Consider the following 21717-nt stretch of genomic DNA (forward strand, 5'->3'; position numbering starts at 1 on the left):
CCGCGACGGGTGATCCTTCTCGTGTTCCAGCACCATCCGCACCGCGCGCGTGCGAACCTCAGGCGAGAACTTGTTCGTCGTCTTGCTCGTCATAGGCCCTTCCTCTCAGGAGTTGGGGCCTCCGACAAACCCGGCGCGGTTCAGTCGCTTATGTCCCCTTCTTTCCGCTCGGCGGCTTCAGCCCATTGCAATCGGCGGCACTGTCCGACGTTGCAGCCGCGCTCGACGCGACGCCGATGCAGGTGGCGCTTGCCTGGCTGCTCCAGCGATCGCCTAACATCCTGCTTATACCGGGCACGTCGTCGGTGGCGCATCTCCACGAAAATTTGGCCGCGGCCTCGCTAGAGCTCCCTGCCGACGCCGTGACCCGCCTCGACGCGATCGACGGGTGATCAGGCCGACCGATTGGCGAGCACCGCGTCGAGCAATCCCGGGAAGCGGCGATCGAACTCGGATCGCCGCAGGGTATTGATCATCTCGCGCCCCGCCTGGGTCGTCTCGATGAGCCCCGCTGCGCGGAGCAGCTTGAGGTGATTGGACAAGGTGCTTTTGGGGATGGCTTCGCAGGGCGCGGCATCCGAACAGCGCAACCGTTCGGCGGCCGCCAGCCGCGCGACCATCTCCAGCCGATTGGGATCGGCCAAGGCGTGCAGCGCCAGCTCGAGCGGAACGTCTTCCAGCCTTGGATGAGTGAAACGGGCCATGGAACCGATATAGGGTTTTCCAATCAATTTAATAGTTCGGGAATGTTGAACCGTTGAACTGGCGCGCCATATCCCGGCTGCCGACAGCGCACGACGCCGTGATCGCGGGCCACATCTTATGGAGTATTTACATGTCACTTCAGGACAAAAAGGCACTTGTCACCGGCGGATCGCGCGGGATCGGTGCGGCGATCGCCAAGCGGCTGGCAGCCGACGGCGCGGCGGTTGCGATCACCTATGCCGGCAACAAGGCGGCGGCGGACGCCACCGTGGCGGCGATCGAAAGCGCTGGTGGCACCGCCTTCGCCTTCCAGGCCAATGCCGGGGATCCGAGCTCGCAGCGCGGCGGTATCGAACAGGCGGCCGCGGCGCTGGGTGGGATCGACATTCTCGTCCACAATGCGGGCGTGGCGGAGTTCTCGCCCGTCGCCGACGACACCGACGAAACCTATGATCGCCAATTCGCCGTCAACGTGAAGGGCCTGCATGTCGGCACGCGCGCGGCGCTGCCGCACCTTCGCGACGGCGGGCGGATCATCCTGATCGGCAGCATCTCGGGCGAGATGGCCTTCCCCGCGACCACGGTCTATAGCGCAACCAAAGCAGCGGTTGCGGCACTGGCTCGCGGCTGGGCGAAGGACCTCGCGGCCCGCAACATCCTGGTCAATACCGTTCAGCCGGGGCCGATCGATACCGACATGAACCCGGCCGACAGCGAGTTTGCGGGGCAGGTCCTGGGCGCCATCCCGCTCGGGCGCTATGGCAAAGTCGAGGAGATCGCGGGTGCGGTCGCGTTCCTCGCCGGACCGGACGCCAGCTACATCACCGGCACGACGCTCAACATCGATGGCGGCGCGACGGCGTAAGACGACGCCTCCGCCGGTCAGGGCTGGTCGTCTAGATAGGCGGCCAGCTCTTCCGGCGTTCCGTTGGGGAAAGCCTCGCGCAGCACGTCGAGAAACGCTGACACTCTGGCGCTTAGCAGGCGGCGCGATGGGTATAGCGCCCACAAGGCGATGTCCGAACCCGTCACATCGCCCCACCATGTCAGCCGCTTCGCGGCAATATCGCGGCTGACCAACGATAGCGGCAGCCGCGCCGCCCCGCCCCCTGCCCGGACCGCATCCCGGATCATCACCAACGACGACAGCCGCAGCACCGGATCGATCGCGATCTCGCGGGCGCCGTCCGTGCCCGAGACCGTCCAGTTCCACGCCGGATCATCGCCGCGGACCACAGCGGGAACCGCGCCGCCTTCCGGCAGCGACAATTGCGCGCTCGTCACCACCACCAGCCGATCGTGCAGGAACGGCCGACCGACCAGCGCATCGTCGGCAGCCGGATCGACGCGGATCACCAGATCATAGCCCTCCTCGATCATGTCCACCGCGCGATCGTCGGCGGTGACCTCCAGCCGGACCTCGGGGTATCGCCGCGCGAAACCCGCTGCCAGCCGCCCCATCGCCGTCTGCGAGAAGAGCAGCGGCGCGCTGATCCGCAGCCGCCCCCGCACGCGCGCGCTGCCCTGCGCGATGGCGGCGGTCGTCTCCTCCAGCTCGGCCAGCAGCGCGCCGGCGCGCTCGAACAATGCCCGCCCCTCCTCGGTCAGCTTGAGGTCGCGTTGCCCCCGCTCCAAAAGCCGAAGATCGAGCGTCGCCTCCAAATTGGAGACGCGGCGGGAGAGCGTCGCCTTGGGTCTGCGGGTGGCCCGCGCCGCTTTGCCGAAGCCGCCATGGCGCGCGACCAGCGTGAAATCGGCAAGAGCAAGAAGATCCATCATGTTCCACCAGTGAGACGGTTCGTCCAGAATACGCGTCTATTTGCGCACTCATGGATCACGCATCTTTGTCGGGTCAGCAAGACCCAAGGAGAAATTCCATGACCATTCTCGTAACCGGTGCCACTGGCCGTGTCGGCCGCCAGGTCGTCGACCAGCTCATTGCCCGCGATGCCAATGTCCGCGTTCTCACCCGCGACCCTACCAAGACCACCTTTCCGGCCGGCGTCGAGGTCGCGCAGGGCGACCTGCTGGACATCGATGCCATGCGCGCCGCGTTCGCGGGCGTCCGCACGCTGTTCCTCCTGAACGCGGTGACGGGCGACGAATTCACCCAGGCGCTCATCACGCTCAATCTTGCCCGCGAGGCCGGGGTGGACCGGATCGTCTACCTGTCGGTCTTCGACGCCGACGGGGCGGTCAACGTTCCGCACTTCGCGGTTAAGTCGGGCGCCGAGCGGATGCTGGCGGCGATGGATTTCGGCGCGACGATCCTGCGGCCGACCTATTTCATCGACAACGAAGCGATGGTGAAGGACGTCATCCTCCAACACGGCGTCTACCCGATGCCGATCGGCAGCAAGGGCGTCACCATGGTGGATACCCGCGACATTGCGGAGGTCGCCGCGCTCGAACTGCTGCGCCGCGACCGCGCGCCCGAGAAGCTGCCGATCGAGACGATCAACTTGGTCGGTCCCGAGACGCTCACGGGCGAAAGCGTCGCGGCGATCTGGTCCGACGTGCTGGGCCGTCCAGTCGTCTATGGCGGTGATGACCCCAACGGGTTCGAGCAGAATATGGCGACCTTCCTGCCGCGCTGGACCGCCTATGAAATGCGCCTGATGGCGGAGCGCTATGTCAGCGACGGCATGATCCCGGACGATGGGGATCGCGAACGCCTGACCGCGATGCTCGGCCGCCCGCTGCATGGCTATCGGGAAACCGCTGCGACGTTGGCGGGCGCCTGAATAACACTGGGAGATGCCAGTCCCGGATCGCGTATCCGGCGACTGGCACGCTTCGGCAGTTCGCTGTCCGTCGGGGGCGGAGGCCTTCGGCGTCCAAGACATCCCGCAGGTGTGCGCCTAAGCCGCTGCAAATCGTTCGCCACCACTGCATTGTGCCTGTTGAGCGGCAGCATTTGGCAGAAGCTGTCGCTGGAAGCACGGGTGGCGGACGACGCAAGCTGGTCGGCAGCTGACGAACGATCGTGGGACATCTCCGACGGTCGTAGTTGCCCAACCCGATCGCGTTTGTGCTTCGAACCCGATTTACGAAAAGGGGAGTGGGGCCTGACCCCTGGGGCTCAATTTTTGCTGCAGTGCGGTAAGTACTTATTTTAAGAATCGTATTTCGATCGGTTGGTTTCCCTTCACCACGATTAGGCGGACTTCATCTGCGCTTCTTGAAGCTCGCCTTTATCACGGTGCCTCCAACCCGCAGTTGGTCGAGATAGTCCGACCACCACTGCGCCATGCGAACGCGTTCCTCCCAATGCGCGCCACGATGATATGCTGCCCGAACGCGATCCCTTTCACCATGCGCCAACGCGCGCTCGATTGCGTCAGGGTGCCAGAGGCCAGACTCGTTGAGCAGCGTGCTGGCCATCGCGCGAAAGCCATGGCTGGTCATTTCATCATGGTCGAAGCCCAGCCGTCGGAGCGCAACATTCATCGTGTTGTCAGAAATCGGACGCTGCGTGGTGTAGAGCGCGGGGAACAGATATTCGCTCGTTCGTGGAAGCGAACGCAACTCCTGCAAAAGATATATCACCTGACGCGATAGCGGCACGGCATGCGGCTGCTTCATCTTCATGCGCTCGGGCGGCACCCGCCAGACCTTGGCGACGAAGTCGATCTCGTTCCACTTAGCCTGCCGCAGTTCGCCCGGCCGGAGGAAGACGTGCGGCGCGATGCGCAGGGCATAAAGCGTTTCCGGTCGCCCTTTATAGTCCTCAATGGCCCGAAGCAGTTCCCCTACTTTCTTCGACTCGACAATAGCGGCGTGATGCTTCACGCGTGGGACGATCAGTGCGCCGCGAGAGATTTCGGCTGGATTTCGCTCGGTGCGTAACGTCGCGAAGCCGTAGCGAAACACGCGACCGGCGAAGGATCGTAGGCGAACCGCGGTCTCGTGGTGCCCCTTTCGTTCGACACGCTTCAGCGTGTCCAGCAACTCGTGCGGGGTGATCTCCGTGATCGGCCGCTTGGCGATTCCGCTCAGCAGTTCCAGAAACCAACGCGCCTTCTTCAGCGTAGCGGCGGATTTCCCCTCTCGCTCCATCTTCTCAATATATTCGCCGGCAACCAGCCCGAAGGTGGTCTTAGCCGAGTGCTCTGCCTCGAGGCGCTTCAGCCGTTTGGCCTCGACCGGGTCAAAGCCATCCGTGAGCTCAGAACGGGCCTCGTCGCGCTTCCGCCGAGCCTGTTGAAGCGTCACTTGAGGAAAGCTCCCGAGCGAAAGCTTCCGCTCGATCCCAAAAACCTTGTAGCGAAAGCGCCAAAGCAACGCCCCTGATGGCTGGACCAAGAGATAGAGGCCGTCGCCATCCGAAACCTTGAACGGGCGATCGCGGGGCTTCAGCGCACGGATTTCAAGGACGGTTAGCATGGTGGGCCACGACTCCTGCGAGGCCCGTGGTCCACCGATTCGTGGCCCACTTTTTGCGGGCCTTAGCGGAACAAAATGAGAAACCACGGGACTGTCAACAGCGATTTTATCGCAGTTTTCCGTGGATTTCTACAATGTTCTCAATATGTACTGGTGCCCCTGGCCGGACTCGAACCAGCATGCCTTTCGGCGTTCGATTTTGAGTCGAATGCGTCTACCAATTTCGCCACAGGGGCAGCGAAGGATGCGCAGGGCTAGACGAAGCTTCGCCGCGCTGCAACCCGCTTCACGTCTCCTCGCGCACCTGGGCGTGCGCCAGCAATGCGAACAGCACCGATCCGCCGAGGATGTTGCCGAACAGCGCCGGCGCCAGGAAGCCGCCCAGCACCCAGCCGAGGCTCGCCTCGCCCGCCAGCCACAGCATCCACGCCTCCACGGCGCCCGCCACGACATGCGCGAACTCGCCGAGCGAGATGAAATAGGTGCAGAACACCAGCACGAAGAATTCCTGCCGCCGCGCGCCGGGCAGCGACCACGCGATCCCCGCCATCAGGAAGCCCGCCGGCACCGCCGCGCGCACCGCATCCCAGCCGGAAAGCTCGAGCAGGCTGCGCGAGGTGTCGAGCATCGCCTTGGTGCTTGCCTCGGTTCCCACCCAGCCTTCCGTCGCGAGCCAGGCGATCAGGAACGTGCCGACGAGATTGGCCGCCAGCACCAGCCCCCAGAGCCGGCCGAGCCGTGTGACGTTGCGGAAGGTAGGGCTCGCCGCGACGGGAATCACGGCGGAGAGCGTACTTTCGGTGAACAGCTGCAGCCGGCCGAGCACGACGATCACGAAGCCCAGACAATAGCCGATGCTCGAAACCGGCAGCCGCCATTCGGTATCGGGCAGGTGACTCTCGATCAGCCCGCGCCCGAGCACCGAGGCCGCCATCGCGACGCCGGCGACCACGCCGGAGAAGAACAGCGAACTCGCCGGCCGGTCGAGTTCCTCGTCGCCCTGGCGGCGAATGACCTCGTGGATGACGCGCGAGGACGCGGCCTCGCGTTCCTGGACTTCCTCCTCCTCGTCGGGGGGAAGATCGGGCTCTTCGCCTTCGGGCGCTTCGTTTCGGGGCTGTTGCACCTGCGCTCAACGTCGATGTCGGCGGGAGGTTGCTGCCGGTCGTGCCGAAGGAGAGGAATGGCTGGAAGTGGGTGGGAAGCGGACAGTCACCTAAACCACACATCATGCATGGCGCGGAGAAAGTTGGGATCAGCGACGGGGAACCCGGACGCGGAGCCAATGACTGAATCAATGCCGCAATTGGGGCAAAGGGCGGTCCCGCTTTCATCCTCGACCCACTCTTCCACATCGCTGACCGCGAAAGTTTTTGCACAGAAGAAGCAGCCGCAAACATCGCTGCGCTCTAGATCTGTTCGGTGGTTGGTGGAATGGTGGTGAGCGGCATCGAGCGTGGTGCGTAGAAAGTCCATGAAAGCAGTGTGGGCGGCATCGGGAGCGTCCGCAACTGGGGCGGACGCTGCCGCGCTACGCAAGCCATGCGAGCAGCGCGCAGGCTATAGTGCCTGCTCCCATGATCCGCAGCCACAGCTTCCATGTCCCGCGATCCGGTCCGCCGATGGCGCCGAGATATTCCAGGATCGCCTCGATCAGCATGGCCCGCTCAACTCCGCGGCGCCTGACGGCGGTAGCTGAGCGCCTCCGCGACATGGATGCGCCCCACCCCGTCGGCACCCGCCAGATCCGCAATCGTCCGCGCCACCCGCAGCACCCTTGTATAGCCGCGTGCCGAGAGGCGCATCGCCTCCGCCGCCTGGGCCAGCAGCTTGCGCCCCGCATCGTCGGGCGTGGCGACCGCCATCAGCGGCTCGCCGTCCGCCTCGGCATTGGTGCGCACGGCCGTACCCGCATAGCGCGCCGTCTGGAGCCCCCGCGCCGCCGCCACCCGCGCCGCCACCTCGGCCGATCCCTCGGCGGGGGGCGGCAGGACGAGGTCGGCGGCGGTGACCGGCTGGACCTCGACATGCAGGTCGATGCGATCGAGCAGTGGCCCCGACACCTTCGCCTGATAATCGGCCGCACAGCGCGGCGCGCGAGCGCAGGCCAGCGCCGGGTCGCCGAGATGCCCGCAGCGGCAGGGGTTCATCGCCGCGATCAGCTGCACCCGCGCCGGAAAGGTCACATGCGCATTGGCCCGCGCAACGCTCACCACCCCGGCCTCCAGCGGCTGGCGGAGCGAATCGAGCACCGCGCGCTGAAACTCCGGCAGCTCGTCGAGGAACAGCACGCCGAGATGCGCGAGGCTCACCTCGCCCGGCTTGACCTTGAGCCCGCCGCCGGTCAGCGCCGCCATCGACGCCGAGTGATGCGGCGCGCGGAAGGGCCGGGTGCGCGTGAGCCGGCCGCCCTGCAGCGTGCCCGCCACAGAGGCGACCATAGACACTTCCAGCGCCTCGGCGGCCTCGAGCGGCGGCAGGATGCCCGGCAGACACGCCGCCATCAACGACTTGCCCGCCCCCGGCGGCCCTACGAACAAGAGATTATGCCCGCCCGCCGCGGCGATCTCGAGCGCGCGCTTGGCGGTCTCCTGCCCTTTCACCTGGGCGAGGTCCGGCCCCTGCCCCGGCGCATCGACCTCGCCCGGCACCGGGCTGGGCAGCAGCTGGTTGCCCTTGAAGTGGTTGAGCAGGCTGATCAGGTCGGGCGCGGCGAGCACCTCCACCTGCCCCGCCCAGCTCGCCTCGGGGCCCTGCGCGGCGGGGCAGACCAGCCCCTTCCCCGCCTCGGCCGCGTGCATCGCCGCGAGCAGCACCCCCGGCGACGGCGCGATCCGCCCGTCGAGCGCCAGTTCGCCGACCACGACATAGCCCGCGATCGTCTCGGCATCGACCGCGCCCATCGCCGCCAGCAGCGCCAGCGCGATCGGCAGATCGAAATGCGATCCTTCCTTGGGCAGGTCCGCGGGCGAGAGGTTGAGCACGATATGCTTGGGCGGCAGCGCGAGGCCGATCGCGGCCATCGCCGCGCGCACCCGCTCGCGGCTTTCCGCCACCGCCTTGTCGGGCAGGCCGACGACCACAAACTTGGGCAGCCCGGCGACGAGGTTGCACTGCACCTCCACCGCGCGGGCTTCCAACCCCAGATAGGCTACCGTCGAGACGCTGGCGACCAAGAGAGCCCCCTCCCCGGATTGGGAGCATAGCGGCTTCTGCACGATACGGAAGCGGTACGATCAACGGGCAGCGTATTGCACAAGCACCACACCCCTCCCATCTTCGGGGCGATGTGCTCCGAACCCGGCCTATCTCCGCATCCTGCGTTGACTCTGGCGCCACTTGCCCGTAATGGCGCTCGACACGCGGCCGCCCCTGTGGCGGCCCTTTTACGTTCTAGATACTCGAGGATGAGCGATGAAGCGGACCTTTCAGCCGAGCAACCTGGTGCGTGCGCGCCGGCACGGCTTCCGTGCACGGATGGCGACCCCGGGCGGTCGCAATGTGATCCGCGCCCGCCGCGCCCGCGGCCGCAAGAAGCTGTCGGCGTAAGCACCGACACGCCCTTGCTGAGCCTCGACCGGCTCACGCAGCGCAAGGACTATCTAGCCGCCAACGGGGGAAAGCGGGCACCGATGCCCGGTTTCGTCCTGCTGGTGCGCGAACGGAACGATGCCGATCCGTCGATGCGGATCGGCATTACCGTATCCAAGAAAGTTGGCAACGCCGTTATCCGCAATCGGATGAAGCGGCGCTTTCGCATGCTCGCGCGCGAAATCCTGCCAGAAGCGGGAATCGCCGGCGCGGACCATGTGCTGATCGGCCGGAACGGCGGAATCGAACGCCCCTATGCCGATCTGAAGGCGGAACTCGCCAAGGCGCTTCGGCGCGTGCGCCCCAAGAGCGAACCCAAGGTCGAATCATGATCGCGCGCCTGCTGATGCTGCTCGCGCGCGCCTGGCAACTGGGCCCGTCGCTGATTCTGCCGCCCACCTGCCGCTACCAGCCTTCCTGTTCGGCCTATGCAATCGAGGCGCTTCGCCGCTATGGGGCGGTGAAAGGCGGCTGGCTTGCGCTCCGGCGCATCGCGCGCTGCCATCCATGGGGCGGGCACGGCCCAGATCCCGTTCCTTGAGTTTTCCTTCCGGGGATTATCGGTGAAAGAAGAACAGAAGAACTTCATCCTCTTCGCGGCGTTCGCGGCGCTCGTGCTGCTCGGCTGGCCGATGATCAGCCACTGGTTTTTCCCGCAGCAGCCGGCCGCCCCCGCGAAGATGATCGACGGCAAGCTGCAGCCGGTGCCCAATTCGGGCGTCGATCCGGCGACCAACGCGCTCAAGACGATTCGCAGCCGCGACGCGGTGCTGGCCGATAGCCCGCGTGTGGCGATCGACACGCCCGCGCTGAAGGGCTCGATCAACCTCAAGGGCCTGCGCATCGACGATCTCGTATTGCGCGAGTACGGCCAGACCGTCGCCAAGAACGCGCCGCCGATCCGCCTGCTCTCGCCGAGCGGGGCCGAGGGCAGCTATTTCGCGCAGTTCGGCTGGCAGGGCGCAGGCGCGCCCGACGGCAACACCGTGTGGAAGGCCGATGGCGAGACGCTGACGCCCGCCTCGCCGGTCAAGCTCACCGCCACCAACAGCACCGGCCAGACCTTCACGGTCGAGCTCGGCGTCGATTCGAACTATATGTTCACCGTCCGCCAGACCGTCGCCAATCGCGGCGGCGCGCCGGTGGCCGTCATCCCCTATACGCTGATCTCGCGCGGCCAGCGCTCGACCGATACCAGCCAGTGGGCCGCGCATGTCGGCCCGGTCGCCGCGACCAACGATGCGGCGCACTATATCGACTGGAAGGACATCGAGAGCACGCCCCAGCAGTTCACCACCACCGGCGGCTGGGTCGGCTTCAGCGACCATTACTGGCTGACCGCGGCGATCCCCGACCAGCGCGGCGGGGTGACCATCCAGCAGCGCGGCACGGCGGCGCAGCAGTATCAGGCCGATGTCGCGCTCGCCCAGCCGATCGCGATCCGCCCGGGCAAGGAAGCGACCTATACCAGCCACTTCTTCGCCGGTGCCAAGGAAGTGAAGCTGCTCGACGCGTACCAGAAGCAGTATGACATCGCGAAGTTCGAGCGCGCGATCGACTGGGGCTGGTTCGAGATCATCGAGCGCCCGATCTTCACCTACCTCAGCTGGCTGTTCAAGCTGGTCGGCAATTTCGGCGTGGCGATCATCCTGCTGACGATCACCATCCGCGGCCTGCTCTTCCCGATCGCGCAGAAGCAGTTCGCCTCGATGGCGAAGATGCGTCAGGTGCAGCCCAAGATGAAGGCGATCCAGGAGCGCTACAAGGACGACAAGCAGCGCCAGCAGCAGGAGATCATGCAGCTGTACAAGGCGGAGAAGGTCAATCCCCTCGCCGGCTGCGCGCCGATGCTGCTGCAGATCCCGATCATGTTCGCGCTGTACAAGGTGCTGCTGCTGACGATCGAAATGCGCCACCAGCCCTTCGTGCTGTGGATCAAGGATCTGTCCGCGCCCGATCCGGCGACGATCCTCAACCTGTTCGGCTATCTGCACTTCACCCTGCCCAGCTTCCTCGCCATCGGCGTGGTGCCGGTGCTGCTCGGCGTGTCGATGTTCTTCCAGATGCGGATGAACCCGGCGCCGATGGACGAGATGCAGAAGCAGATGTTCGCGATCATGCCGTGGATGCTGATGTTCCTGATGGCGCCCTTCGCCGTCGGCCTGCAGCTCTACTGGATCACCTCGAACGTGCTGACCGTGCTCCAGCAGCAGTGGCTCTATGCGCGCCACCCGGAAATGAAGGTGCCCGTCGAGAAGCCGAGCACGGCCAAGGCCAAGTGACGACGGCGCACCCTTCCAACTCCTCCCCGGCACGGGGAGGGGGACCGCTCGCCGAAGGCGAGTGGTGGAGGGGCCGCGCCGCAAGGCGCGGAATGGCGCGGCACACCGGGAGCACCGCCGCCGACGCGGCGGCCCCTCCACCATTCGCTGGCGCGAATGGTCCCCCTCCCCGTTCCGGGGAGGAATTTCCCGCAGCAAGGCGTGTGAATTAAATGTCCTTCGACCCCGACCAGATCGAAGCCGCGCGCAAGCTGTTCGCCGGCCCCATCGCCTTCCTCAAGTCCGCGCCCGCGCTGGAGCATCTGCCCGCGCCGACGGTGCCGGAGGTGGCCTTCGCGGGCCGTTCGAACGTCGGCAAGTCGTCGCTGATCAACGCGCTGACCAACCGCAACAGCCTCGCCCGCACCTCGGTGACGCCCGGCCGCACGCAGGAACTCAACTTCTTCGACGTCGGCGAGCCGCTGCGCTTCCGCTTGGTCGACATGCCCGGCTATGGCTTCGCCAAGGCGCCCAAGGACATGGTCCGCAAGTGGCGCTACCTGGTGAACGACTATCTGCGCGGCCGGCAGGAGCTGAAGCGCGCGCTGGTGCTGATCGATTCGCGCCACGGCATCAAGGATGTCGATCGCGAGATCCTCGGGATGCTCGACGATGCCGCCGTCAGCTACCGCATCGTCCTCACCAAGACCGACAAGATCAAGGCGAGCGAGCTGGCCGAGGTCACCGCGCGCACGGTGGACGAGGCGCGCAAGCGCGCCGCCGCCCACCCGGAGATCCTCGCGACGTCGAGCGACAAGGGCATGGGCCTGCCCGAACTGCGCGCCGCGGTGCTCGAAGCGATCGGCTGAGCCCGGGGCATGGAGCCGCTCTTCTCCTACGGCACGCTCCAGCTCGAGCAGGTACAGCGCCGCCAGTTCGGCCGGCTGCTCGACGGCACCGACGACGTGCTCCACGGCTATGTGATCACCGAGATCCAGATCCGCGACCCCGCCGTGCTCGACGCCAGCGGCATCGAGACGCATCTCGCGCTGGTCCCCGGCGACGGCCCGCCGATTGCGGGCAAGGTCTTCCAGCTCACCCCGAAGGAGCTGGAAGCCGCCGACGTCTACGAAAGCGAGAATTATGTCCGGGTGCGGGTGCCCCTCGCCTCGGGCACCCACGCCTGGGTGTATGTAAAGGCCGAGGCCTAGGCAGGGTTGTACTTGGCGAGGAAGGCTTCCATCGCCTTGAGGAAGGTCAGCCGATCGTCGGCGCGGCTGAAGAAATGGTCGGCCTCGCGCTGTTCGAGGAACTCATAGCTCTTGCCTGCCGACTTGAGCGCGTCGGCCATCACCTTGCTCTGGTTGAACGGCACGCGCCGATCCTTCTTGCCGTGCACCAGCAACACGGGAATCGAGAAATCCTGCGCGTGGAAGTACGGCGAGACCGCGCGGAAATCCTGCGCCTTGGACTTGATATAATCCTTCACCGCGCCGCCGCCGAGGAACTGCGAGTCATAGCTGACCATCCGCTGGAGGTCGGACACGCCGGCATAGGGCACGGCGCAGCGGAACAGCCCGCCGTCGCGCTGCGCCGCCCGGAGCGCCGCATAGCCGCCATAGGAGGCGCCGACCACGCACACCCGCTTGGGATCGGCGATGCCGCGCTCGGCGAGCGCCTTCACCGCATCGTTGAGGTCGTCCTGCATCGCCAGGCCCCATTGGCCGTCGCCCTTGCGGAGGAACGCGGTGCCGAGTCCGGACGAGCCGCGGTAATTGGGCTGGATCACCGCATAGCCGCGATCGGCAAGGAACTGGGCGATGAAGTCCCAGCTCTCCTCGTCCCGCGCCTGCGGGCCGCCATGCGGCATCAGGATCAGCGGCAGGTTCTTGCCCGTGCTGCCGCGCGGCAGGGTGAGCACGGCGGGGATTTCGAGGCCGTCGCGCGCCTTGTACTGGATTGTCGTCACCGGGTGGAGACGGCGCAGCCCCAGCGTCTGGTTGTTCATCGACAGCGCCGTCATCCCGTCGTCGGCGGCGGTGTAGATGAAATAGGCGCCCGGCGCGCTCGCGTCGCCGACATGGGCGATCACCACCGAGCGATCGGCGCTGTAGCTGGTGATCTGCACGCGCGCGCCCTTCACCCGCTCGCTGAGCTTGCGCTGCAGCGCCGCCATGCCGGGATCGAACCATTCGGTGCGGGCCGCCTTCTCGGTCACTCCCACCCCCAGCAGCGTGGAGGTGCGCGGGTCGATCACCGGGCCGTCGATGTCGTAGCCGGCGACGCCGAACACCTTCTTGCCCCGTTGCATCGTCGTCAGGTCATATTCCCAGAGCGTCGAAAAGCCCGCGTCGTCGTCCTGCACCACCAGTGCCTTGCCGGGGTCCGACAGGAACAGCTTGGGCATCAGCAGGTCGTCGTTGATGCCCTTGGCGCGATCGATCACCCGGAAGCTGTCGCGCGCGCTGGGGCGATAGAGCAGCCGGCGCTGGCGCCCGTCCATCGACACGCCGACGCCCATGCGGACCGTGCCGCTGCCATCGGCATACCAGTCCATCACCCCTTCGCGGCCTTCCATCACCGGGCGGTGGCGGCCGGTGGTGACGTCGACCTCGTCCACCTTCGGCCAGAAGCCGGGTTCGTTGGTGTAGATCGAGGTCTGGGCGGACAGCAGCACCCTAGTCGAGCCGTCATGCGGCATCCACAGCACGTCGTCACCATTCTGGGCGGTGTCGCGGGTGTTGAGCGATACCAGCTTGGCCGTAGCGGCCTCGACGCTGATCGCGCGGGTGATCGGCCATTTGTCGCCTTCGACGTCCACTTCGCGGCGGACGCCGATCACCAGCCAGGCATCGTTCACCCAGCGCCACCAGTTGATGTCGATGTCGCCGGCGCCGATGACCTTGCGGTTGCCGCCGTCGAGATCCATCACCGCGAAATATTGCGCGCCGTTGATCGCGAGCTTGGCCGCGATGTGCTTGCCGTCGGGCGACAGCTCCGGGCGCTGCACCGCCGGCAGTTCGGCGAACACCGCGACATCGAGCCGCGCCGGCGCCGCGGCCTTGCCCGCATCGGCCGTCGCCTGTTGCTGCGCGCCCGCCGGAATCGCCAGCCCGCACAGCATCGCCGCCGCCGCCAGCAGCCGCCCCTTCTTCTGCATTCTTGCCCCCGGATAGCATCGATTCGCGGCCCCCGTCGCGATAGCAGGCAAGCTGCGACCGATTTCCATAACGCGCAATGGCGATGGTTGCTGTCCTCCCCGCCCAAGGCTATCCCGGGGGCATGAAGCTCATCATCGGCAACAAGGCCTATTCCTCCTGGTCCCTCCGCGGCTGGCTCGCCTGCAAGCTCTCCGGGCTCCCGTTCGAGGAGACGGTCGTGCCGATGTACGACCAGGATTGGGACAAGCGCCGCCAGGGCGCGGAGTTCGCCCCCTCCTCGGGCAAGGTGCCGATCCTGTGGGACGACGACGCGGTGGTGTGGGACAGCCTGGCGATCGTCGAATATCTCAACGACAAGACCGGCAACACCCTGTTCTGGCCGGAAGACCCCGCGGCGCGGGCGATGGCGCGGTCGATGGCGGCGGAGATGCACTCGAGCTTCACCGCGCTGCGCAGCAAGCACAGCATGAACGTGCGCCAGGTCTATCCGGCCGCGCCGGTCGATGCGGACGTGGCAGCCGATCTCGCGCGGATCATGGAGCTCTGGGCCCAGGCCCGCGCCCGCTATGGCAGCGAGGAGCCGTTCCTGTTCGGCAAATTCGGCGCGGCCGACATCATGTTCGCACCGGTGGTGACGCGGATCGTCACCTATTCGCTGCCCGTCCCCCGCTTTGCGCAGAGCTACATGCTCGCCGTGCTCCAGCATCCCTTTATGCAGGACTGGATCGCCGGGGCGCAGGAAGAGGAATGGGTTATCGAGAAGTACGAACTGCCGGTGGTGTGAAACCGTACCTAAGCCCCCCCCCTTTAGGGGAGGGGTTGGGGTGGGGCTGTGTCTCGATAGAGACCAACAGACGTTCTGGAATCCCTCCACCCCCAACCCCTCCTCCAAGGAGGAGGGGCTTAAGATCTGGACCTACTTCAACCGCTCGGTCTGGTACCGCGTGCCGTCCTTGCGGAAATAGCCTTCGGGCGTGAATACCATGTCGATGTCGGGATAGTCCCCGCTCCCGCGCGGCCCCGCCCCGATCGCCAGGAACACGGCGTCAGCGTCCGACCGGTTCTGCAGATGATGCCCATCGGCCACCCCGGCCGGGAACGCCGCGCAGTCGCCGGCACGCAGCAGCGTCTCGCCGCCATCCTCCACCAGCACCGCCTCGCCCGCCAGCATCACGACGAACTCGTCCTCCTGATCGTGCCAGTGGCGCTGCGACGACCAGGCGCCGGGCTTGAGCACGACATGGCTCACCCCCATCGCCGTCAGCCCGCTTGGCGGCGCCAGCCTGCGATACCAGCGGCCTGCCACCGGCGCGTCGAACGGTGGCGGATAGCCGGTGGCATTCGTCTGCGGGATTGTATCCAGGTCCAGCTTGGGCAATGTCGCCTCCCTTGTGTTTGGGAGGTAGTGTGCCGGACGTCGTCGAACTCACCAAGGCCCTGATCGGCGCCGAAAGCGTCACGCCCGCGCGCGGCAGCGTGTTCGACGTGCTCGAGCAGGCGCTCCTGCCCCTCGGCTTCCGCGTCGAGCGCTTCGTCGAGGGCGAGGCGCCCGACGGCCCGGTCGAGAACCTGCTCGCGGTGCGTGGGCACGGCGGCCCGCACCTCGCCTTTGCCGGCCATCTCGACGTCGTGCCGCCCGGCGAGGGCTGGACCAGCGGCGCCTTCGCCCCCGAGATCCGCGGCGACCTGCTCTATGGCCGCGGCGCCGTCGACATGAAGGGCGCGATCGCCGCATTCGTCGCCGCCGCCGCGCAGGTGCCCGCACGCGGCACCACCAGCCTGATCATCACCGGCGACGAGGAAGGCCCCGCCACCTATGGCACGCCCAAGCTGATCGAACGCATGGCCGAGCGCGGCCTCGTCCCCGATTGCTGCGTCGTCGGCGAGCCTACCTCGGCGCAGCGGCTGGGTGACACGATCAAGATCGGCCGACGCGGCTCGACGGTGATCGACATCGCGGTGATCGGCCGCCAGGGACACGTCGCCTACCCCCACCTCGCCGACAATCCGGTCCCCCGCCTCGTCCACGCGCTGGCCGAGATCGACGCGATCGTGCTGGACGAGGGCAATGCCTGGTTCCAGCCCTCCAACATCGAGGTGATCGACTTGGGCGTCGGCAACAAGGCGACCAACGTCATCCCCGCCCGCGCCGCCGCGCGCATCAGCATCCGCTTCAACGACCAGCAACGCGGCCCCGATCTGATCGACCGCATCCGCGAGGTGGTCGCCCGCCACGCCCCCCATGCCGAAGTGACCGGCCGCGTCTATGGCGAGGCGTTCCTCACCGAGCCCGGCCCGCTTTCGGAGCTGGTCAGCGGCGCGATCCGCGACGTGCTGGGGGTGGACGCCGAACTGTCGACCACCGGCGGCACCTCGGACGCGCGCTTCCTTTCGCGCGTCTGCCCGGTGGTGGAATTCGGCCTGCTCAACGCAACGATGCACAAGCTCGACGAAGCGGTGGCGCTCGCCGACCTGCGCGCGCTGACGGAGGTCTATGTGGAAATCTTGCGGCGGGTCTGACGGGTCAGGCGGTAGCGCGGCGCGGCGCCATGTCCTGCGCCCAGGCGAGGAAGTCCGCCTCGCCCATCGGCGCGCCGATCGCATAGCCCTGCAGCACGTCGCAGCCAATCACCCGCAACACCGCGGCCTGGGCCTCGCTCTCGATGCCCTCGGCCACGGCCTCGCAGCCGATTCCGTGGACGAGGCCGATCACCGCCTGCGCGACGGCGCGTGCCTCCGGATTGGTCGCGACATGCTCGATCAGGCTGCGGTCGAGCTTCACCCGGTCGATCGGCAGCCGCCGCAGCCGCGCGAGGTTCGAATAGCCGGTGCCGAAATCATCGACCGCGATCGTGGCGCCGGCCGAACGCAGCGTCGCGATCGCGCGCAGCACGTCCTCCGAGCAGTGCATCGCCAGCGTCTCGCTGATCTCCAGTTCGAGCAACCGGGCGGGCGCCTGCGCAGCCAGCATCGCCGCGCGGAGGTGGCGGAAGAAGCTGGCATGATCGATCTGACGCTGGCTGACATTGACCGCCAGCCGCTGCTCGATGCCGAGCCGGGCCCAGCGCGCGATGGTGTTCGCCACCGTCGCCACCACCCAGTCGCCGATCTCGACGATCAGCCCGGTCTCCTCGGCGCGCTGCAGGAACGAGCCCGGCAGCTTGGTGCCGTCCGGATGCTGCCAGCGCAGCAGCGCCTCGGCGCCGACGATGGCACCGCTGCTCGCCGAGACCTGCGGCTGGAAGACCAGCGCGAATTCGTCATGCTCGATGGCGGCGCGGAGTTCGGTCTCCAGCCGGGCCCGCGCGATCATCTGCGCGGCGAGGCCGTCGCTGAAGGTTTCGACCCGGCCGCGGCCCTGGGTCTTGGCCTGGTACATCGCCGCATCGGCGGCACCCATCAGCTCGTGCAGCGTCACGCCGTGATCGGGATAGAGCGCCAGCCCGACCGACGCCCCGATGCAGACCTGCTGGCCGGCAAGGTCGAACGGCTCGGACAGCGCGTCCAGCACCTTCGCGCCCACCCGCTCGCGCGCCTGGGGATCGGGCAGATCGGCGAAGAACAGGGTGAACTCGTCGCCGGCGAGGCGGCCGATCAGCGGCGTCTCGCCATGGTTGAACGCGGCGCACTGGTCGCCCACGGCGCGCAGCCGGTTGGCGACCATGCCAAGCAGCACGTCGCCTACCGCATGGCCCAACGTGTCGTTGACCGCCTTGAAGCGATCGAGATCGATGAAGAACAGCACCGCGCGTGCTTCCGCGTGCGCGTCTTCGAGCATCCGCTCGGCACTGCGACGGAAATGCGGGCGGTTGGCGAGGCCGGTCACCGTATCGAACATGGCGAGCCGGTGCACGCTCTCCAGATTACCGCGCAGCTTGAGGAACAGCTCGTCCATCGACTCGGCGAGGCGCGGGGCGCCTTGTGCGAGCGCGATCGGCAGCGGGCTTTCGAGGTCGCCCAGCGCGGCGGCATGCAACCGATCGACCGCGGCTGTGAGAGCGGCGTTGCGGCGCGGCTGGAGCAGGACCAGCACGGCGAGAACGGTGAGAACGACCAGCGGCACGGCCAGCGCGACCGCGACGCCCAGCACGTTCAGCGTCGCGCCGGCCGCCCATGCGGCACCGACGAGCAGGCAGGCTGCAAGCGCAGCCGCGCCTGCCACTCCCCTTCCCATGCCTCGCTCCCCCCAGCGCATTGCCGATCGACGCTCCAAAAGATCCCCAGCGGCACCGACAGTAGATGGCGCCGCTGTAGACTTCGCATGCATTAGTTAAGAAATTCAGGACTTCTACAAAGACCGGGGGCGCCGCAACACAATGTACAGCGCGCCTGCGCCGCCGTGGCGCGGATGCGCCTGACGTACCGCGGCAATTTTGTCCGAATGCCGCGAAGCCGCCAACCAGTCCCCCACCGCCGCCCGAATGGCGCCGCGGGCGTGCGGCCGCTCCGACTCGGGGCGCGGCGGCTTGCCGGTGACCAGCAACAACACGCGGTCACCGCGTGCGATTGCCTGGGCGAGCCCCGCATCGAGTCGATCATAGGCGGCGTGGAGATTGTGCCCGTGCAGGTCGATCGAGCTTTCCGGCGCCACCAGCCCGCGGGAGAGCCGGCGGTCCCAGCTCGCGTCGAGCGTGCGACGCTCGTGCGTGTCGGGCATCGGCGTCGAGAGGGTAATCGCCGGGCGGGCCGGCCTTGTCGGCGTGAGCTTGCCGATCGGTATGACGAGCGGCGCGCGGGCCGGCCGGGCAACGGGTTGCGGCACCGGTGCCGGTGCCGGCTCGGGCGCCAGTCGCTTGGGCGCGGTGCGGACATGGAGCGGCGTGACGCTCGCAATCACCTTCTGCCACAGCGCCGCTTCCTCGGGCGCCAGATCGCGGCGCCCGCGCCCGCTCATGGCTGAGGAATCGTAGGCTGGGGAGGTACAGGCTGCGACGTAACCGTCTGAGTTGCGTTCAGCCGGGCAAGCGTGCCCTTGGGGAGCAGCAGCCAAGCGGTACCGCGCGCGGCCATGCCACCGGCGATCGCGCGCGCATCGTCGCCCGCGCCCCAGAAGGTATCGACGCGGTTGGCGCCCTTGATCGCGCCGCCGGTATCCTGCGCCACCCACAGCCCGGTGGCATCGGTGCGGTCCATCGACAGGAACAGCGGCGCGCCGAGCGGGATGAACTTCGGGTCCGCGGCAACGCTGGTCCAGCCGGCGACAGGATAGCCCATCGCGCCGAGCGGCCCCGCGCCGTTCAGTTCCTTGAAGAAGACGAAGCTCTTGTTCTCGCGCATGATTGCGCGTCCTTCTTCCGGGTGCTCGCGCAGCCAGGCGACGATGCCCTGCATCGAGGTCTGGCCGGGGCCGAGCAGCCCGCGGTCCTTCATCAGCTTGCCGATGCCGGTATAGTCGCGACCGTTTTGCCCGGCATAGCCGATGCGCACCACCTGCCCGTCCGGCCCCTTGAGCCGGCCCGAGCCCTGCACCTGCAGGAAGAACATCTCGATCGGATCGGCCGCCCAGGCGACCACGGGGGCATGCCCTTCCAGCGCGCCCTGCTCGATCTGGGTGCGGTCGTAATAGGGGACGAACTGGCGGCCATCGACGCGGCCGCGAATCTTCTTGCCCTTCAGCGCATCGGAAAAGAGCCCGAGATCGACCTCGATCAGATTGTCGGGGACGCCGTACACGGGCACGTCATAGCCCGCGCGCCGCGTCCGCACGCCGGCGATCTCGGGCTCGTAATAACCGGTGGCGAAGGCGGCGCCATTGCCGACCTGCACCGTCTCGAACCATTGGGCGAAGAAGGGCGCGGCGTCGCCCGACCAGCTCGCCGCGGCGGCGCAGGCATTGGTCCAGTCGGTGCCGGTGGTCAGGCCCGAGGTGTCGGTCCGGCGCAGCAGCCCCGGGCAGCTGAGCTTGAACGCGGCGAGCGCGCGCTTGGCATTGTCGGAGGTGATCGGCAGGTTTTCGATCGCCGGACCGGCGACCAGCCCGGCCATCGCCGCGGTGGTCGCGCCGGTCACAACGGGTGCGGCCGGCATTGCGGGCAGCGGCGTCGCGGCGATCAGCTGGCGCGCGGGAAGATTGGCGGGCGTCTCGGGCAGCGCGGCGCCCGGGCGCGGACGCTCGGGCGCAGGTTCCGGGCGGACCGGCGCGGGCCGCGTGCCCGCCTCCGGGGGAACGATGCCGCTCGAACATGCGCCGAGCAGCCCCGCGAGCGCCAATCCCCCGATAATCCGCATAGCGCCTCTCAGGCTTCGTCAGTCTCGACCAGCTTCCAGTTCGGATCATCGCTGCGCAGCTTGCGAGCGAACGTCCAGACGTCGTGGGTGGTCACCGCATCGCTCAGCGAGCCGGCGATCACGTTGCCCTCGGCATCGCGGGTCACCGCAACGATATCGGCATCGAAGCGCACGGTGACGCGAGCCACCTTGTTCTCCACGCCGGCCTCGGAAATGGTCGCGCGCTCGATCGAGACCAGGCGGTTGTCGAGCACCTCGCCGGTCACCTTGCGATCGGCGATCGCCTGTTCGAACGCGGCGCGCACCTCGTCATCGACCAGGAAACGCAGGGTTTCCTCGTCGCCCTTCCAAAAGGCTTCGAGCACCATGCGATAGGCCGACTTGGCGCCTTCGAGGAACTTGGCGACGTCGAAGCTCGAGTCCGCCGCGACCACGGCGCGCAGGCCGGTCTCGGCACCCGAGTCGATCGTGCGATTCGCCGAGTCGCGGACCTCGGGCAGCGCCTCGATCGTCCGCGTTACGGGCGGCGCGGCGACGCGCTCCTCGGCGGGCTTGGGCAGCGGCTGCTCATGCCCGGTACGCTTGCCGAGTACCGCATACAGCCGAAGCGCCAGGAAACCGGCCACCATCGCGAACAGAATGACGTAGAACACTGGCCCTCCAAAGCCTCCGTCTCTAGTACATAGGCTTTCGTGCCGCCGGATTCAAACCGTACGATGGGCCGTACGATTGCGCCACCGGCACACGCCTGCTAGTCGCTGGCCCCGTAACGCGCCGAGGGCGCGAAATTCTCCTGCATAAAGAGGAAAGTTGGATGGCCGAGAACGACATTTACGCCGGAATCGGCGCCGAAGGCGGCGCGGACGATGCGCCCCAGGCGGGCGTGCTGTCGCAATATGTGAAGGATCTCTCCTTCGAGAATCCGAACGCACCGGCGATCTACCAGCAGCAGACCGCCCCGGCGATCGACGTGCAGTTCAACATCGGCTCGAACAAGGTCGGTGACGACGTGTACGAAGTCGCGCTGAAGATCGAAGTCCGCGCCCAGGCCGGCGAGCAGGTCGCGTTCATCGTCGACCTCACCTATGCGGGCCTGTTCGCGCTCCGCAACATTCCGCAGGAAGCGCTCGATCCGTTCCTGCTCGGCGAAGCGCCGCGCATCCTGTTCCCCTTCGCCCGCCGCGTGCTGGCCGACCAGGTCCGCGACGGCGGCTTCCCGCCGCTGATGCTGGAGCCGATCGATTTCGCCGGCATCTACATGCAGCAGCGTGCCCAGCAGGAAGGCGCGATCGGCTTCGAAGAAGCCGGCCACGCCTGATCCGGGCTGCAGCCTGAGCATGGGGGCGCGCCGCACGTCGGTGGCGCCCCCTTTTCTTTCCAGGCCC

Annotated in this window: 24 protein-coding genes, 1 tRNA gene and 1 pseudogene; 12 read left to right on the plus strand and 14 right to left on the minus strand. The window is 67.2% G+C overall.

All coding sequences use genetic code 11. From position 1 onward, the window contains the following. Nucleotides 1-143 precede the first annotated feature (143 nt). Nucleotides 144-392 (plus strand): annotated as a pseudogene (locus tag GGR89_RS19185) (aldo/keto reductase); the annotation flags it as partial. Here the strand turns inward: GGR89_RS19185 and GGR89_RS19190 are convergent. Continuing rightward, nucleotides 393-704 carry an ArsR/SmtB family transcription factor gene (locus tag GGR89_RS19190; RefSeq protein ID WP_125978276.1) on the minus strand — a complete coding sequence of 104 codons (312 nt, stop codon included), beginning with the start codon at nt 702-704 and terminating at the stop codon, nt 393-395. A 131-nt stretch (nt 705-835) separates the two neighbouring features. Here GGR89_RS19190 and GGR89_RS19195 point away from each other — a divergent pair, with 131 nt between their 5' ends. After that, the gene (locus GGR89_RS19195; RefSeq protein WP_206431225.1) at nt 836-1570 is read left to right on the plus strand and encodes an SDR family oxidoreductase; all 735 of its coding nucleotides are present in this window, start codon (nt 836-838) and stop codon (nt 1568-1570) included. A gap of 17 nt (nt 1571-1587) precedes the next feature. Here the strand turns inward: GGR89_RS19195 and GGR89_RS19200 are convergent, their stop codons facing one another. After that, the gene (locus GGR89_RS19200; RefSeq protein ID WP_241213554.1) at nt 1588-2484 is read right to left on the minus strand and encodes a LysR family transcriptional regulator; all 897 of its coding nucleotides are present in this window, start codon (nt 2482-2484) and stop codon (nt 1588-1590) included. Nucleotides 2485-2582: 98 nt separating this feature from the next. Here GGR89_RS19200 and GGR89_RS19205 point away from each other — a divergent pair, with 98 nt between their 5' ends. Further along, nucleotides 2583-3449: an SDR family oxidoreductase gene (locus GGR89_RS19205; protein ID WP_125978272.1), complete on the plus strand. Its 867-nt coding sequence runs from the start codon at nt 2583-2585 to the stop codon at nt 3447-3449. Nucleotides 3450-3873: 424 nt separating this feature from the next. On the opposite strand, the gene GGR89_RS19210 is transcribed toward GGR89_RS19205, so the two are convergent. From GGR89_RS19210 to GGR89_RS19230, 6 genes are all read right to left on the minus strand, one after another. After that, entirely contained in the window at nt 3874-5091 is a 1218-nt protein-coding gene (locus tag GGR89_RS19210; protein WP_125978270.1) for a tyrosine-type recombinase/integrase, read from the minus strand. 151 nt (nt 5092-5242) lie between these two features. Further along, a tRNA-Leu gene (locus GGR89_RS19215) sits at nt 5243-5327 on the minus strand. 50 nt (nt 5328-5377) lie between these two features. Then, a complete protein-coding gene (locus tag GGR89_RS19220) occupies nt 5378-6217 on the minus strand; it encodes a formate/nitrite transporter family protein (RefSeq protein WP_125978268.1) in 840 nt (279 codons plus the stop codon). Nucleotides 6218-6303: 86 nt separating this feature from the next. Then, nucleotides 6304-6567, minus strand: a complete 264-nt coding sequence (locus GGR89_RS19225) for a cytoplasmic protein (protein ID WP_125978266.1) — start codon at nt 6565-6567, stop codon at nt 6304-6306. A gap of 55 nt (nt 6568-6622) precedes the next feature. Then, nucleotides 6623-6751 (minus strand): hypothetical protein, encoded by a 129-nt coding sequence (locus GGR89_RS22715; RefSeq protein WP_277600126.1) that lies wholly within the window; start codon nt 6749-6751, stop codon nt 6623-6625. 7 nt (nt 6752-6758) lie between these two features. Beyond that, nucleotides 6759-8267, minus strand: a complete 1509-nt coding sequence (locus tag GGR89_RS19230) for a YifB family Mg chelatase-like AAA ATPase (protein ID WP_125978264.1) — start codon at nt 8265-8267, stop codon at nt 6759-6761. Nucleotides 8268-8505: 238 nt separating this feature from the next. Here GGR89_RS19230 and rpmH point away from each other — a divergent pair, with 238 nt between their 5' ends. The 6 genes from rpmH to GGR89_RS19260 all read left to right on the plus strand — a co-directional run bounded on the left by rpmH (nt 8506) and on the right by GGR89_RS19260 (nt 12154). Beyond that, nucleotides 8506-8640: a 50S ribosomal protein L34 gene (gene rpmH / locus GGR89_RS19235; protein WP_010545931.1), complete on the plus strand. Its 135-nt coding sequence runs from the start codon at nt 8506-8508 to the stop codon at nt 8638-8640. 14 nt (nt 8641-8654) lie between these two features. Continuing rightward, nucleotides 8655-9014 (plus strand): ribonuclease P protein component, encoded by a 360-nt coding sequence (gene rnpA / locus GGR89_RS19240; protein WP_125978262.1) that lies wholly within the window; start codon nt 8655-8657, stop codon nt 9012-9014. Next, a complete protein-coding gene (gene yidD, locus GGR89_RS19245; protein WP_010545929.1) occupies nt 9011-9223 on the plus strand; it encodes a membrane protein insertion efficiency factor YidD in 213 nt (70 codons plus the stop codon). Before rnpA ends, yidD begins: the two co-directional genes overlap by 4 nt. Nucleotides 9224-9245: 22 nt before the next feature. Next, nucleotides 9246-10964, plus strand: coding sequence for a membrane protein insertase YidC (gene yidC / locus GGR89_RS19250; protein WP_125978260.1), 1719 nt, complete (start codon nt 9246-9248; stop codon nt 10962-10964). 212 nt (nt 10965-11176) lie between these two features. Then, nucleotides 11177-11812, plus strand: a complete 636-nt coding sequence (gene yihA / locus GGR89_RS19255) for a ribosome biogenesis GTP-binding protein YihA/YsxC (RefSeq protein WP_125978257.1) — start codon at nt 11177-11179, stop codon at nt 11810-11812. A 9-nt stretch (nt 11813-11821) separates the two neighbouring features. Further along, entirely contained in the window at nt 11822-12154 is a 333-nt protein-coding gene (locus GGR89_RS19260) for a gamma-glutamylcyclotransferase family protein (protein WP_125978255.1), read from the plus strand. Here GGR89_RS19260 and GGR89_RS19265 read toward each other — a convergent pair. Beyond that, entirely contained in the window at nt 12151-14103 is a 1953-nt protein-coding gene (locus GGR89_RS19265) for a S9 family peptidase (RefSeq protein WP_125978253.1), read from the minus strand. The genes GGR89_RS19260 and GGR89_RS19265 overlap by 4 nt on opposite strands. Nucleotides 14104-14225: 122 nt before the next feature. Between GGR89_RS19265 and GGR89_RS19270 the strand changes: the two genes are divergently transcribed. Next, nucleotides 14226-14888, plus strand: a complete 663-nt coding sequence (locus GGR89_RS19270; protein WP_125978251.1) for a glutathione S-transferase family protein — start codon at nt 14226-14228, stop codon at nt 14886-14888. Between the two features lie 132 nt (nt 14889-15020). On the opposite strand, the gene GGR89_RS19275 is transcribed toward GGR89_RS19270, so the two are convergent. Continuing rightward, nucleotides 15021-15482: a cupin domain-containing protein gene (locus GGR89_RS19275; RefSeq protein ID WP_125977252.1), complete on the minus strand. Its 462-nt coding sequence runs from the start codon at nt 15480-15482 to the stop codon at nt 15021-15023. Between GGR89_RS19275 and dapE the strand changes: the two genes are divergently transcribed. Further along, complete coding sequence (dapE, locus tag GGR89_RS19280; RefSeq protein WP_125977251.1) at nt 15482-16624, plus strand: succinyl-diaminopimelate desuccinylase; 1143 nt, start codon at nt 15482-15484, stop codon at nt 16622-16624. The genes GGR89_RS19275 and dapE overlap by 1 nt on opposite strands. A 4-nt stretch (nt 16625-16628) precedes the next feature. Here dapE and GGR89_RS19285 read toward each other — a convergent pair whose 3' ends face one another. The 4 genes from GGR89_RS19285 to GGR89_RS19300 all read right to left on the minus strand — a co-directional run bounded on the left by GGR89_RS19285 (nt 16629) and on the right by GGR89_RS19300 (nt 20985). Continuing rightward, the gene (locus GGR89_RS19285; protein WP_125977250.1) at nt 16629-18278 is read right to left on the minus strand and encodes a putative bifunctional diguanylate cyclase/phosphodiesterase; all 1650 of its coding nucleotides are present in this window, start codon (nt 18276-18278) and stop codon (nt 16629-16631) included. A gap of 114 nt (nt 18279-18392) precedes the next feature. After that, the gene (locus tag GGR89_RS19290; protein WP_125977249.1) at nt 18393-18998 is read right to left on the minus strand and encodes a Smr/MutS family protein; all 606 of its coding nucleotides are present in this window, start codon (nt 18996-18998) and stop codon (nt 18393-18395) included. Next, complete coding sequence (gene mltA, locus GGR89_RS19295) at nt 18995-20332, minus strand: murein transglycosylase A (RefSeq protein WP_125977248.1); 1338 nt, start codon at nt 20330-20332, stop codon at nt 18995-18997. The genes GGR89_RS19290 and mltA overlap by 4 nt, the downstream gene beginning before the upstream one ends. Nucleotides 20333-20340: 8 nt before the next feature. Then, entirely contained in the window at nt 20341-20985 is a 645-nt protein-coding gene (locus tag GGR89_RS19300; RefSeq protein WP_125977247.1) for a Tim44/TimA family putative adaptor protein, read from the minus strand. Nucleotides 20986-21146: 161 nt separating this feature from the next. On the opposite strand from GGR89_RS19300, the gene secB reads away from it, so the two are divergent. Then, a complete protein-coding gene (gene secB / locus GGR89_RS19305; protein ID WP_125977246.1) occupies nt 21147-21650 on the plus strand; it encodes a protein-export chaperone SecB in 504 nt (167 codons plus the stop codon). The last annotated feature ends 67 nt before the right edge of the window (nt 21651-21717 follow it).

Source organism: Sphingomonas trueperi, from assembly GCF_011927635.1.
GTDB classification, from domain to species: Bacteria; Pseudomonadota; Alphaproteobacteria; order Sphingomonadales; family Sphingomonadaceae; genus Sphingomonas; species Sphingomonas trueperi.